At 32.8% G+C, this 13901-nt stretch carries 13 protein-coding genes and 1 pseudogene; 2 read left to right on the forward strand and 12 right to left on the reverse strand.

The window, feature by feature from the left end:
- Position 1: 1 nt before the first annotated feature.
- The 8 genes from B5X81_RS21855 to B5X81_RS21890 form a co-directional block, all read right to left on the reverse strand.
- A complete protein-coding gene (locus B5X81_RS21855; protein ID WP_079494906.1) occupies positions 2-1180 on the reverse strand; it encodes an aminotransferase-like domain-containing protein in 1179 nt (392 codons plus the stop codon).
- A 28-nt stretch (positions 1181-1208) separates the two neighbouring features.
- Positions 1209-2108 carry a bifunctional enoyl-CoA hydratase/phosphate acetyltransferase gene (locus B5X81_RS21860; protein WP_079494907.1) on the reverse strand — a complete coding sequence of 300 codons (900 nt, stop codon included), beginning with the start codon at positions 2106-2108 and terminating at the stop codon, positions 1209-1211.
- Between the two features lie 17 nt (positions 2109-2125).
- Entirely contained in the window at positions 2126-3187 is a 1062-nt protein-coding gene (buk, locus tag B5X81_RS21865; RefSeq protein ID WP_079494909.1) for a butyrate kinase, read from the reverse strand.
- A gap of 106 nt (positions 3188-3293) precedes the next feature.
- Entirely contained in the window at positions 3294-4715 is a 1422-nt protein-coding gene (nhaC, locus tag B5X81_RS21870) for a Na+/H+ antiporter NhaC (protein WP_079494910.1), read from the reverse strand.
- 29 nt (positions 4716-4744) lie between these two features.
- The gene (locus B5X81_RS21875; RefSeq protein ID WP_079494912.1) at positions 4745-6811 is read right to left on the reverse strand and encodes a molybdopterin-containing oxidoreductase family protein; all 2067 of its coding nucleotides are present in this window, start codon (positions 6809-6811) and stop codon (positions 4745-4747) included.
- Positions 6801-7310, reverse strand: a complete 510-nt coding sequence (locus tag B5X81_RS21880; RefSeq protein ID WP_244282205.1) for a 4Fe-4S dicluster domain-containing protein — start codon at positions 7308-7310, stop codon at positions 6801-6803. The genes B5X81_RS21875 and B5X81_RS21880 overlap by 11 nt, the downstream gene beginning before the upstream one ends.
- A gap of 101 nt (positions 7311-7411) precedes the next feature.
- On the reverse strand, positions 7412-7933 hold the full coding sequence (gene mobB, locus B5X81_RS21885; RefSeq protein WP_079494913.1) for a molybdopterin-guanine dinucleotide biosynthesis protein B: 522 nt from the start codon (positions 7931-7933) through the stop codon (positions 7412-7414).
- Between the two features lie 19 nt (positions 7934-7952).
- Entirely contained in the window at positions 7953-9179 is a 1227-nt protein-coding gene (locus tag B5X81_RS21890) for an NAD(P)/FAD-dependent oxidoreductase (RefSeq protein WP_079494915.1), read from the reverse strand.
- A 499-nt stretch (positions 9180-9678) separates the two neighbouring features.
- Here B5X81_RS21890 and B5X81_RS28850 point away from each other — a divergent pair.
- Both B5X81_RS28850 and B5X81_RS21900 read left to right on the forward strand, forming a co-directional pair.
- A pseudogene (locus B5X81_RS28850) lies at positions 9679-9829 on the forward strand (IS1595-like element ISClba2 family transposase); the annotation flags it as partial.
- Between the two features lie 200 nt (positions 9830-10029).
- Positions 10030-10542 (forward strand): hypothetical protein, encoded by a 513-nt coding sequence (locus B5X81_RS21900; RefSeq protein ID WP_079494918.1) that lies wholly within the window; start codon positions 10030-10032, stop codon positions 10540-10542.
- Between the two features lie 100 nt (positions 10543-10642).
- Here the strand turns inward: B5X81_RS21900 and B5X81_RS21905 are convergent, their stop codons facing one another.
- From B5X81_RS21905 to B5X81_RS21920, 4 genes are read right to left on the reverse strand one after another with little or no spacing between them, the layout of a single operon-like run.
- Positions 10643-11410, reverse strand: a complete 768-nt coding sequence (locus B5X81_RS21905) for an IclR family transcriptional regulator (protein WP_079494919.1) — start codon at positions 11408-11410, stop codon at positions 10643-10645.
- Positions 11411-11426: 16 nt separating this feature from the next.
- The gene (gene mobB / locus B5X81_RS21910; RefSeq protein WP_079494921.1) at positions 11427-11915 is read right to left on the reverse strand and encodes a molybdopterin-guanine dinucleotide biosynthesis protein B; all 489 of its coding nucleotides are present in this window, start codon (positions 11913-11915) and stop codon (positions 11427-11429) included.
- Positions 11878-12501, reverse strand: coding sequence for a molybdenum cofactor guanylyltransferase (locus B5X81_RS21915; protein WP_079494922.1), 624 nt, complete (start codon positions 12499-12501; stop codon positions 11878-11880). The genes mobB (B5X81_RS21910) and B5X81_RS21915 overlap by 38 nt, the downstream gene beginning before the upstream one ends.
- Before the next feature lie 50 nt (positions 12502-12551).
- Entirely contained in the window at positions 12552-13766 is a 1215-nt protein-coding gene (locus B5X81_RS21920; RefSeq protein WP_079494924.1) for a molybdopterin molybdotransferase MoeA, read from the reverse strand.
- Positions 13767-13901 lie beyond the last annotated feature (135 nt).

Below are 13901 nucleotides of genomic sequence, written 5' to 3' on the forward strand. Positions count from 1 at the left end.
TTTAAAACTCCCTACTGAAAAGTTCTCCTAAAAGTCCAATTCCTTCTACTATTTGTTCTTGCGACATATTTGAATAATTAAGTCTTACTGTATTTTCGTGTCCACCATTTGGATAGAAAGGTCCTCCAGGTACAAATCCAACATTTAATTCTAATGCTTTTTGAAGTAATTTTGAAGCATCTACCCCATTAGGAAACTCAATCCAAAGGAACATTCCCCCCTTGGGATCTGTTCTTTTTACTGTTTTAGGAAACTTTTCATCTATAAGCCTACACATTAAATCTCTTTTAACTTTATATACCTTTATAATTTCCTTTATCTGTTCTTCCATATCATATTCATTAAGAAATTCATCAACCTGCATTTGGGCAAGTTGATTTGATTGAAGGTCTGCACCTTGCTTCATTATTTCGTATTTATTTATAAGATTTTTATCTGCACATATCCAACCTACTCTTAATCCAGCACAAAATATTTTAGAAAATGATCCTAAATATATTACTCTATTTTCTTTATCCAAAGCTTTTATTGTGGGTATATCTTCCCCTTCAAATCTTATTTCTCCATATGGATTGTCTTCTACTATTGGAAGATCATATTCACCTGCAATTTCAAGCAATTTTTTTCTTCTTTCTAAGGACCAAGTTCTTCCCGTAGGGTTTGAAAAATTTGGTACTACATATATCATTTTAACATTATTATCCTTTTCCAATACTGCTTCAAGCTCATCTAATTTCATTCCATCTTCATCTACATCTATTCCTTTAAAATTACATTCAAAGGGTCTAAAGGCTGCTAAAGCTCCCAGATAACTTGGATTTTCCGTAATTACTGTATCTCCTTTATTAACAAACATCATGGCGCTAAAAAATATTGCCTGTTGAGACCCCGTTGTTATCTGAATATTTTCCCTTGTTGCAGTCACATTCTTTTCTTCCATTATTTTGACTATCTTCTCTATTAATGGCTCATGTCCCTTTGTGGGACCATATTGCAAAGCAATAGCCCCCTTTTTCTTCAATATTTTATCAGTTATTTTTCTTACCTTTTCTACTGGTATTAATTGTGGTGATGGAAGCCCTGCTGCAAAGGACATACATCCTGGTCTTGCAGCTATCTGTTTTCCTGTTTCCCTAATTGCTGAAGGCTTCATAACACTTAATCTAGTTGATAGCTTCATAATTATCTCCCCCTCTAGTTATAAAATACTATATCTGTGACGACGCCAGACACCCTAAGGCAATTGAATTTATTTTAATCTCTGCTGTATCGGACCTTGAACCGAGTATTACTGGATTTGAAGCTCCAAGTACAATACCTACCCATTTAGCTTTATTGAAATGAAGCCATGATTTTCCCAATACATTTCCTGTTTCAATATTTGGGAACAATAGTAGATCCACATCTCCTGATATTTGACTGTCTATCCCCTTGTGCTGGGCTGCATTTTTATCAAAGGCTACATCAAATGCTATAGGACCTTCAATAATACACTTTGATATTTCATTATTCCTTCTCATTTTTACTAATTCAGCAGCATCTACTGTGGCCTGTACTTTTTCATCTACCATCTCATTTGCCGCTAAAGCTGCCACTTTAGGATTATTCAATCCCATCCTTTTCATTGCCTTTAAAGCATTTATTAATATATCTTTTTTTTGCTTAAGATTAGGAGCTGTATTTATTCCACTATCTGTACAATATAAAAGCTTGTGATATCCAGGAAGTTCATATACTGCCATTAAGCTAATAAGCCTTCCGGTTCTCAGCCCATGCTGTCTATTAAGTACTGCTCTCATGTAAACAGATGTATTTACAAGTCCCTTCATAAGCACCTGGGCTTTTCCCTTTTTTACAAGCTTTACAGCTTCCAATGCTGCTTCCTCCGAAGTAGAGCTATTAATTACTTTACAATTATCCAATTTAACTTTTTTTATAATTTCTTTTATTTTTCCTTCATTCCCTACAAGTATTGGTTTTATAAATCCCATATCCACAGCTTTTTTCACTGCCTTTAATAGCTCTTCATCCTCTGCACCTGCAACGCTAAGAGTGTAAGGGCCTACTTTTTTCACCTTTTCTATTGCTTCATCAAAGCTTTTCAGCACAGTTTTCACCTCCTATACTATAGATATTCCTTTACTACTTCTTCTCCTTTAAGTGCCCTCATTGCTCCAAGGGCTAAGGCTTCCATTTCCATTTCTCCTGGAGCAATTTCTACTGGTGCTAAATATTCTACCCTTTTCTGTACTCCACCGGTTACCATCTTTGAATTTGCTATACCACCTGTTAATATTATCTTATCAATCTCTCCATATAAGGAAGCTCCATACATGGATATTTCCTTTGCAATTTGATATATAAACGCATCCATAACAAGCTTTGCTTTCCTATGGCCCTTTTCTATCATTTCCTCTATTTTCATAATATCCTTTGTCCCCAAATAATCGTACATTCCACCTATGGTACTGACCTTTGCCACCATTTCCTTACATGTATATTTTCCAGAATAACAAAGCTTAATTAGAGGATATACCAATAATCCACCACTTCGCTCCGGAGAAAAGGGCCCATCTGATCTTCCACCACTTCCATCAATCATTCTACCTTTATTATGGACTACTACTGATATTCCCGACCCAAGGTGAGCTGCTATAAAGTTAAAATCTTCATATCTTCCTCCCATTTTTTCTGCTATTTTCCTACATACAGCCTTATGGTTTAATGAATGGAGCCAGCTTGCTTTCTCAATATCTGATAATCCTGTAATTCTGGATATATCCTGAAATTCATCTACCGATACTGGATCTACAACAAAGGATGGGACATTTATATCATCAGCAATATTCTTAGCAAGTATAGCCCCTAAATTTGAAGCATGCTCTCCATTTATTGCATTTTTCAAATCTTCAAGCATTCTTTTATTAACTCTATAGACGCCGCCTTCTATAGGTTTCATAAGTCCACCTCTACCTACAACGCAATTTAAAGAATCTACAGATATATTCCCTTCATTTATAGAATCTAATATTAATTTTTTTCTATATTCATACTCATCAAACACTGTTTTGAATTCTTTCAAATCCTCGGCTGTATGTTTAATACTTTTCTTAAATATTTTCTTTTCCCCGTCAAAAACCGCAATTTTTGTAGAAGTACCTCCAGGGTTTATTACAAGTATTTTCATAAGTTCCTCCTTAGATTTTGAAATTCTGTTCTACTATTGTGTTAAATATTTCCCGAGCAATCTTGTTCGGGAAATACTTTTTCATTCATTATGTTGTTTTAAATTTTTAAGCTTTATTTTTACTAAGTGGTTTCTTTACTTTCTTATTCTCCCAAAGCACAAATATTCCCATAAATGATAGTACAATTGATAATATTGGATTAATGATATTTAATAGGGCATATGGAGCAAGCTTTATAGTTGAAACCCCTAATGTAGTTGCCATAAATGCTCCTGCTGTTGTCCAGGGAATTAATGGCCCTGTTAAGGTTCCACCTTCTTCAAGTAAGCGGCTAAGCATCGCTGGTTTAAGTCCTTTTTCTTTAAATGCCTCTTTGTATAAACTCCCGTTAAGTATGATTCCAAGATATATTTCTCCCATTGATGCATTTCCTAAAATTGTTGTGCAAATAACCATCGAAACCAACGCCCCTACACTCTTTACTCTAGAAAGTATACCTTCTATCAAAGCTTTTAAGTATCCAACTTCCTCTAAAACACCACCTAGGCATAAGGCTATAAAGGATAGAGAAAAAGTCCACATCATATTTTGTATACCGCCCCTTACTAAAAGAGTGTCTACTAATTCTATACCAGTTTTATTGGTGTATCCATAGTTTAATGATGATAATGCACTACTTAAGCTTGTTCCTTGGAATATTACTGCTACTAGTAATCCTGTAAAGGTACCGATTATCATTGCTGGTACAGCTGGTACCTTCTTCAGATTCAATGTAAATAAAACAATCATTGGTAATATTACTATAGGATTGAGATTAAAATTAGCAGCTAATGTATCCTGTATCATTTGTATATCCTCAGGATTTCCATTTCCACTGGCATATTTAAATCCAATGAAGGTATAAATAATGATTGAAATTAAATATGATGGAACAGTTGTATATGCCATGGCCTTTATATGATCATACAAATCAGCACCGGCAGATACAGCTGATAGATTCGTTGTATCCGATATAGGTGACATTTTATCTCCAAAAAATGCACCTGCCACTACCATACCTGCCACGGCCGGTGCAGGTATTCCCAGTCCAACGCCCATTCCCATTAAAGCTATACCTACAGTCCCTGCTGTTCCCCAGGAAGTTCCTGTTGCCAATGATGTAAGACTGCAAATTATTAATCCCAGTGGAAGAAAAAATTTAGGATTTAAAAACTTAAGACCATAATATATTAGAGCTGGTACAGTTCCTGCTGTTATCCATGAACCAATAATTGTACCTATCAAAATAAATATAACCATGGCTACCATTGCTCGACTAACACTTTTTTGCATTCCCTTAAGTAAATCATCGAATTTATAACCATATCTAAATGATACTAAACAGGTTACACACAACCCTAATATTAATAAAACATGTATATCTGTTTTTAATACCATAATACCTATTATCAATATAGCAACAATACTTAAAAACAGTAATAATGACTCCATAACACTGGGTTTCCCTTTCACATTTTTATCAATCATCAGTAACACTCCTTCAATTGAAAAATAGTTTATTTTTCTTTTTTTTCAATTTTCACCTTTACTGACTTCATTAGTGGGAAGCCATCAATAGGATCAAATCTATCATCATGTGTTATAAGGTTTACATTAGCCTCCTTCCAGCCATGGGTTATTTGTATCATTCCTGGCATAATTTCTTTTTCATGTCTGATCTTCACAGGTATTTCTAGGCTTCCTATTTGAGATGTTATTATAACTGCATCACCATCTTTAACATTAAGCTTTGCTGCATCTACTGGATGTAATTCTACTTCCGGACCGGGGATAGCAGTTCTAAATCTCTTAAAGTTTCTATTCCTTCCATGATAGTAAATTAATTTTCTTGCTCCCGTTATCATAGTATATGGATACTCATCATCTTTATTTTCTATATAATCCGGTGATTTATAAACTGGCAATCCATCATAGCCTAAGCTATCAAGATACTCAGAATACAATTCTATTTTTCCGCTTTTTGTATTAAATGGCTTTTCACCGTTATTTAGCTTCTCTTCCCATTTTTTATATCTTAAGGGCTTATACTGATATCCTTCTGGGTTCTGCTTTAATATATCTATTGAAACATCAGTCGGCTCTACCAGCCATTCATTTAACTTATCTTCATTTTCCCATGGAAAATATTCTCCTATTCCCACACTATGGGCTATATCATGTAGAAATTGATATTCATCCTGAACTTCAGGTATAGTACATATTCTATTGGTCAGGGCAACAACTTGATGCATTCCATGGCAGTGCATTTCAGAGCGTTCAAGATATGATGCGGCAGGTAGTACATAATCTGCAAGCTCAGCTGTTTCTGACATAAACAGCTCCCTTACTACTAACAAATCTAAACTTTTTAAAGCCTTTACAACTTTTTTAGTGTTAGGATTAGTTAGTGCCGGATTTGCACCTATTATTATCATTCCCTTTAAAGGATATGGGTCTTGGGAAAGAATTGTATTCATTGCCGTCATGGTATGACATTCCTGTCTATATTCATACAATACAGGAAATTTATCTGCACCTATAGGCTTTAAATGTGTCAATGGTAATTCATCATATAAGGTAAGCTTTCTTTGGCCAAATCCCTCTGGCATAAAGTTTCCACCTTTTTGATCAAAGCTTGCTACTAAGGCATCTATACAAGCACAGGCTCTTATATTATTTATTCCATTTTCATGATGCTCAAGGCCATTTCCTACATAATTAATTACATGGGGCCTTCCCTGTATTATAAAGTCAACTATTTGATGAAGTATATTTCTATCTACTCCCGTTTCCCTTTCTACATATTCATCTGTAAATTCCTTTACATATTCCTTTAATTTGTCATATCCCTGGGTATACTTTCTAATAAATTCCTTATCTATTCCATCCCTTTCAATTAATAATCTCATAATTCCATGGGCTAATGCCCCGTCTGTCCCAGGCCTGACTTGTGCAAACACATGGGCTTGTCTAGCTATATGGCTTAACCTTGAATCAATAGCAATTATTTTTGCTCCTTTTCCCTTTGCCCTCATTATGTATTGTGTCATATTAGGATGTGCATTTGGTGGATTTGCTCCCCAAAGCAATATACATTTAGAATTTTCAAAATCCGGTTGTGCCATCCACGCACCTGCCACTAATGAATACCCAATCCATCTCCCTACAAAACATTGGGAGTCATTAGAAAAATAATTTGGAGATCCAAAAGCATGTATAAATCTTCTTGCTAGTTCCTCTTGCTGTGCAAATCCAACTGCTTCGCCCTTCCAAATACCAAAGGATCTTGCTCCGTATTCCTCCTTAATCTTGAGCACTTTCTTAGATATCTCATTTAATGCTTGTTCAAGACCTATCTCAACAAATTTGCCATTTACTTTTTTAAGGGGCTTTAATATTCTATCCTTTCCATTAAACAAATCTACTCCCGCTCTACCTTTTACACATATTCTTCCACGATTCCAATAATGATTACTTCCATCAATATCAACTATTTCATCATTTTCTAGATAAACATTAATACCGCAATGATCATCACACATTCTACAAAGGGTCTTCACTACATTTTTTTTATTATTTTCCATTATATTCACCTCCTTGGGCCTTTAATTTTTTATTAAGTATAAGCTGCTGTATCTTGCTATTTAAAGCTTCTCGTTTAGATTCAAATAAATCTTCCGCTTCTTCAAACTGCAATGCTCCAGATATACAGAATTTTACACAATTAGGGTCTCCACCACATAGATCACATTTTTTACTTACCAATTTCGAAGAATCAAAGTGTATGTTCCCATAGGGACATGCCAGCATACACATTTTGCATCCCGCACATCTATCCTGATTTATTATTACAGCCCCTGTTTCTTTATCTCTGCTTATAGCATTTGCAGGACATATTTCCAAACACCATGCCTCTGTACAATGCATGCAAGTCATGGGAATACAAATCACTGTTTCAGGATAAAAATTCACTCTTATATTGGAATCATTTCTATTAAAATTATTTGCTTGCTTAAATGAACAGGCATATTCGCAGTTCCTACATCCAACACATTTGTCTAAATCCATAGTTACGTATTTCACATTACCACCTCCCCAGCTTCACCAAATTAAAGATTTTACATAACTCTAATTTAGCAAAATTCCATAATAGATAGAATAATTATGTAATCCGTTAAATTAAATCACCCTGTAATATTTAAAACTTTTCTGTTTAAAAGTGTATTCTCAATAAAATCACAAATTCTACAATAATCATTCAAATTATAAATCGGAGCAGTTGTTTTTAAATCATCTGTATCCGCAGCTATTGCAATTAAATTTTTTCTTGAGGTAATAATTTTTTTTGTAATAGATTCCCTAATAATTTCTATAGTTGGCTCATTAATATTTCTAAATCCTTCTGCAATTATTAAATCAATATCGTTATAGGAATTTACAATTTCATATATTTCTTTATGCCTATTTGTTTGTTCAATAACTGCACACTTTTGAGGTCCAACTAATACAGTTCTAACGGCACCAGAATTAAAATGCTTATAGCTATCTGTATTTTTGTAATCTATATTAAAATCATAGCAGCTGTATTTAAGTGTCATTATTTTATATCCTCTTCTTGTAAGCTTGGGAACAATTCCTTGAATAAAAGTTGTCTTACCAGTATTTGATTCCCTTGAAATAATCGATAAAATAGAAGCTTTTTTCATTTATCTCACTCCATTATCCTTAAACTTGACACTTAGTTCGTAAATATTCAAATAAATTGTCTCTTTGGCAATTTATTTCAACTTTTTTTCTTATAATTGGTCTAAGTATACCTAAAAATTCTACTAGTTCAGATTTTCCAACTAGTGAAGCTCCAACTGGAACTTTATCTTCTAATACCACTTTAAAAAATCCCTTTTCACCAAGATCATACATCCATACCTGAGATGTTTCTTCTTCATTAAAATTTCCTGTTGAAGCAACTGTAATATCAAACATTTGGGTCACATTCATATTTAAACTTCCACCATAAGCTTCCCTGTTCCCAATTATATTTGTACCTGCTATTTTTCCCTGCTCAACAGCTGTTGGCCATAATGCGTGAATAATATACTTCTCTCCAAATACCGTAGGTCCCTGAGTAACATCGCCAGCTGCATAAATATCTTTTACACTGGTTTCCATGTATTCATTAACAAGAATACCTCTATCTATTTCTATGGAAGTATTTCTGATAAATTTAATATTGGGTTTAACTCCAGTTCCTACAATAATAAAATCTACAATTACATCATCTTCACCCTTTGCACAAACTTTTAGTTTCCCATTTTCAAGTTTTTTAATTTCCTGGGTAGAAATCTTCAGTTTTAAATCGACACCTAATTTTATCATTTGTTCCATCAATATTCCTGCACTTTTATCATCTAAAACCCTGGGCATTATTCTAGGCATAAGCTCATAAACATAAACATCTAATCCTTTAACAAGGGCCGCCCAAGCTGCCTGAAGAGACACAAATCCTGACCCCAAAATTAAAACCTTGTTACCTTCTTTAAAGTATGGTTCTAGCTTCACAGCATCTTCAAAGGTCCACATATGATATATTCCATCATTGTCTAATCCCTTTATAGGTGGTTTAAACGGTGACGAACCAGTTGTAATTAAAAGCTTATCAAAACTAATATTACCACCATTTCTAAGTAAAAGCTTTTTATTTGAATCATCAAGCTTAACAACTTCATCTTCTATGTACTCAATATTTAATTCTTCATAATAGATTTCATCTCTTATGTAAAGGTTTTCACGAGCCTTAAATTTTCCCCTTAGGTAATATGGCAATAATACCCTTGAATAAGCTCTTCTCTTTTCCTTTGAGATAACTACAATTTTTAAGTCCTTATCATATTTCCTTATTTTTTCTATAGCATTAAGAGCTGCTGCACTATTTCCGATTATAACAAGTTTCATCGTCTCACCTCCTTATATTTGTTCTGATGATCAGAACATTGTTCTATTTTAAAATCTAAAATGTGCCGTGGTGTTCTATACCACGGAACGACGTTCTTTATTTATATTCCCATTATAATATTCTTCTATTTGGTTTTCAATAGCTTTCTTAATTTTTTTAATTTTATTTATATACAATTATCTTTCCATTACTTTAACCTGTTGTGCTAATAAATTAAATATTATGCTTTGTTAGATTTTAGTGTTGTTATTTGACTTATGCGAACTATTGTTCTATAATTAATACGAACATACATTCGCAAAGGAGCCAGTTATGCCATCAGTACATTCTATTTTCAAGGATATAAAAACCTTAACGGATAGTCAGATTGAAGAACTGTTTAACAATATCGGAGAAATTCTATCTCTTAAATCCATGACCAAATCATTATACAGTGATAATCGAGAGCAACGCTTTTCTAAAGGGGTGGCTTGTTTGCATTGTGGTAGTACCAGTGTCATAAAACATGGCAAGAAGAATGGTGTTTATCACATTTCGCATGTCAATAGTTTGCATAGTAAATTCAAGAAATGAATTGATAGATTTAATGGTGTAGCAACTAAATATCTACCGAACTACTTGCATTGGTTCAAGTGGTTGCAAACTTTCTTCGACGAAAAAGAAATTGTAAAAGCAAGACAATTATTGGTCAATAGTTCCACTAAAATGACGGATACAAATTTGTATCAATACAGAACAAGGACACCAATATACTCATAACATAAATAAATATTGTAATTGGATAGTATTATGAAGTATTCTAATTATATAGAATATGAAAAACCTATAACAAAGAGGGGGGCGTTAACCATGAAGAATATCAAAGAATTTATATTAACTCAAGTAAGAAAAAGATGGTGGATACTTTTAATTTTAGTTCTACTAATCATGATACTTCCTTCAAGGCGAACAATATCTGAAGATTTTATAATATACGATTATTCAGATTCCCATGTTGAAAAGTACAATCTTCAGTTTGATATTGTTATTACAAAACATAGTAAAATACCACTCTTTTCAAAGAAAGTGGATGTTCTTTTTCAAATCGATGATAGAAAATATAGATATATGGCATCAAATTTCCCCAATAGAGATGAATCATATATTCCTCTTGATACAGGTATATATGATTTCGGGGTTATATTACCGAACGGAAATTTCTCTGAATTTGTAATTTTATTTGATGAAAATCATCACTTTGAGGACAGTAATAATGCCAAATTTGCAGTCTATCCTCAAAGGAGTGAAGCAGAAGCCATTATTCTTCTAAACGAGTTATTAGAAGAAACAGAGTATGACATGAAATCACGACCAATGAATTAAAAGTGTATTATTCCATACACTTTTTTCATTGCACATTAACAACACTAAAATCTAACAGAGCCAAATATTAAAACCATCATATAAGAACTAGCATAACGAGTTACTTTAATAAAGAAGAAATTTTATTTGCTATTTCCATAACTTTCTTTATTTTATATTCAAAATCCCCTTCTCTCATTCTAGTTGTAGGACCAGAAAGACTTATAGCTGCAATCACTTCATTATTTTTATCTAAAACAGGTGCTCCAATACATGTAAGGCCTATTTCTAACTCATCATTATCTACTGCATATCCTTGTTTTTTAACCTGTTCTAACTCAGCTAACAGATCATCCCAATTATCTATAGTATTTCTTGTGAATTTTGTGAGGGACTTACCTATATACTTTTCATATACCTTTTTAGGTGAATATGCTAAAAGACATTTTCCTACTGCTGAACAATGACACTGACTACTTGACCCCACAGGTGGATTTACAGTTAATACTTGATTTAATCCTTGCTCCTTATGAATAATGATACTTCTAGGATAATCCATGGAACTCTTTTCTAATATAGATACATTTACAACCTCTCTAAACTCATCATATAATTCTTTAGCATAGGGCTTTATAATTTCTTTAAAAGAAATCTTGTCACCGACTAACATGCCTATGGCATATAATTTTATACCGAACCAATATTTACCATTGTCAGGATTCTGTTTAATAAACCCTTTATTTTCCAGGGTTATCAACGTCCTATGGACAGTACTTTTATAAAGCCCCAACTCTTTTGCAATTTCTGATATTCCCATCTCCTGTCTTTCATGATATAGAAGAATTATAATGTCTAATGCCCTATCTATTGAATTAATAATTTCACCCATATTTTAACTCCCTTCATTAATTTTCTATAATATTTTTTTCAATAAAATCACTTATTGATAAATAGTCATCTATATGAAATAATGGCTTCCCAATATCAAAGTTAATATCACTAACTACTGCCAGAACTTCATCAGGTGAACAAATCATTTCTGTACTTCTTTCCCTTCTAACCACTTCAACCTTGGGCATAGCTGCTCTTTTGTATCCCTCAATTAATACAATATCCATTCCCTTATTGTAATCTAATAATTCATCTATAGTAAGTTCCTTTTCTATTCTTCTATAAATTGCATAGCCTGATGGTGATGAAATCATTACCTGCTCTGCTCCAGCATTATAATGTTTCCATGTATCCTTACCAGGCTGATCCATATGGGAACGATGGCTGTGATGCTTTAATGTGGCTACTTTATATCCCCTTTTTTGTAATTCCTCAATTATTTTTAATATCAAAGTAGTTTTACCACTATTTGATTTTCCGACAATACATATCCCTGTTGCCATTTAAATCCTCCTTAATATGCTTTTCATATTCCCTAGGTGTATTTATATTTATAAACATATCATCATAATTTCCATATTGTTCTATTTCTTTTCTTGTCATATAATATATATTCATTAGTGGATAGAGGTCTATGATTTTAGTTATTCCATTCTTTAAGCCTTCTCCAAAAATTTCAATACATTTTTTAGAATATGCTGAACAAAGAGGCTGATAATATCCATCCACCTTAGGAACAACTCCATCATAACCCTTAGCAATTTTAGCAATATGCTCTAATAGCTTATGATTTACAAATGGCATATCACATGGAAATATAATTGAATTATCATATTTAGCATATTTTAATCCCGTATATATCGCCCCTAAAGGCCCAGTAAATGGAAATATGTCCTTCACTATTTTTATTCCCAAATATTCATACTCATCAGGTGCATTTGTAACAATAATTATATCATTAAATTCTTTAACCTTCTCCAGCACAATTTCAATAAAGTTTGATTCTCCAAGCTTTAAAAATGATTTGTTCTGATAGCCCATTCTACTATTTCTACCACCTGCTAAAACAATTGCACTGCTTTCTATCATAAACTCACCTTATTTCTTATATTTTAATCCTTTGATAGAGCTCATTTGTTTTAGTAAGCTATATCAACTTCTTGATACTTTTTGATTCCTATGCTTCCCTTTGGAATATCTATCAAACAATTACAATTAATATTTTCACTTAATAATCCTGAGGAATTGTTACCTGATATTGGAAATACATAATATTTTCCTTCCTCCAAATACATCCTTCCCCTTAAAAATCGTCTTACATTACTTTTCTTATTATAATTTTCTGTTATTTTTCCTTTACAATATTTCAATTTTATAGCTTCCTGTCTTGAAGCATACGCAAGCATAGGTCTTGCTATTACTTCAAAACCAATTAAACCTGCTGCTGGATTACCCGATAAGCATAGAATAAGCCTGCCCTTATACTTTCCACATAACACTGAAGAGCCAGGTTTCATTTCTACTCCCCAAAATAAAATTTCTGCTCCTAAATCCTTTAATACATCAATCATTAAATCCTTTTTCCCGGCCGAAACCCCACCAGTTGTTATAAGCATATCTGTTTTTTCAATATACTTCTTAATTTTTTCCTTTATTAATTTTACATTATCCTGTACTTGTCCTAAAATTTTATAATTTAAATTCAATTCTTTAATTCTAAAGGCCAAGGAATATATGTTGCTATTGTATATTTTCCCTGGTAAATGCTCTTCTCCTATATCTATGAGTTCATCTCCAGTACTTAGTATGGATATAGTTGGTTTTCTATAGATTTTAACTTTTTCTATGCCTAAGCTAGCAATTAATCCTATTTCATTTGATGTTAAAAATCTTCCTTTTTCTAAAACTCTATCCCCTTTTTTAACATCTTCTCCTTTGAAGCAATAATTCTGCCATGGTAATATTTGTTTTGATATAAATATTGTATCTTCCTTTTCTATAACATCTTCGTGTTTTATAACACAGTTTGCACCTTCTGGTATAGGAGCTCCTGTCATAAGTCTAATAGCTTCACCCTTTTCTATTTTTTTACTTGACACCTCTCCTGCATATATCTCATCTATTACTTTAAACTTCATAGGATTATTTAACGATAGATTTTCTAAATCCTCTGCAATTAAAGCATAACCATCCAAGGGTGATCTATCAAAGGGTGGTTGATTAATAGGAGATACGATTGTTTCTGCAAGCACCTCGCCATGCGCCTTTAGTATATTTATACACATCTCATCAGTCTTTTTTACATTTTTAATTAATAGATTTTGTGCTTCTTCTAAGGATATTTTTTTATACATAATTTCCTTACCTTTCTGAAACTATATAATCATAGCTATCATAATCTCGTTGTCATTATAAACTTAAACAATTTTTATATACTATACTTCATTTATGTATCGGTAAATTCCGGAACATTGTTCTATTATTAATAT

This window comes from Maledivibacter halophilus (assembly GCF_900167445.1).
GTDB classification, from domain to species: domain Bacteria; phylum Bacillota; class Clostridia; order Peptostreptococcales; family Caminicellaceae; genus Maledivibacter; species Maledivibacter halophilus.

Excerpts from the sequence above, each read along its gene's own strand:
- B5X81_RS21890 (WP_079494915.1), bottom strand. The coding sequence starts at position 9,179 with ATGAAACTTGTTATAATCGGAAATAGTGCAGCAGCTCTTAATGCTATA.
- mobB (WP_079494913.1), bottom strand. The coding sequence starts at position 7,933 with ATGAAAAAAGCTTCTATTTTATCGATTATTTCAAGGGAATCAAATACT.
- buk (WP_079494909.1), bottom strand. The coding sequence starts at position 3,187 with ATGAAAATACTTGTAATAAACCCTGGAGGTACTTCTACAAAAATTGCG.
- B5X81_RS21900 (WP_079494918.1), top strand. The coding sequence starts at position 10,030 with ATGAAGAATATCAAAGAATTTATATTAACTCAAGTAAGAAAAAGATGG.
- B5X81_RS21875 (WP_079494912.1), bottom strand. The coding sequence starts at position 6,811 with ATGGAAAATAATAAAAAAAATGTAGTGAAGACCCTTTGTAGAATGTGT.
- B5X81_RS21905 (WP_079494919.1), bottom strand. The coding sequence starts at position 11,410 with ATGGGTGAAATTATTAATTCAATAGATAGGGCATTAGACATTATAATT.
- mobB (WP_079494921.1), bottom strand. The coding sequence starts at position 11,915 with ATGGCAACAGGGATATGTATTGTCGGAAAATCAAATAGTGGTAAAACT.
- nhaC (WP_079494910.1), bottom strand. The coding sequence starts at position 4,715 with ATGATTGATAAAAATGTGAAAGGGAAACCCAGTGTTATGGAGTCATTA.
- B5X81_RS21915 (WP_079494922.1), bottom strand. The coding sequence starts at position 12,501 with ATGATAGAAAGCAGTGCAATTGTTTTAGCAGGTGGTAGAAATAGTAGA.
- B5X81_RS21855 (WP_079494906.1), bottom strand. The coding sequence starts at position 1,180 with ATGAAGCTATCAACTAGATTAAGTGTTATGAAGCCTTCAGCAATTAGG.
- B5X81_RS21920 (WP_079494924.1), bottom strand. The coding sequence starts at position 13,766 with ATGTATAAAAAAATATCCTTAGAAGAAGCACAAAATCTATTAATTAAA.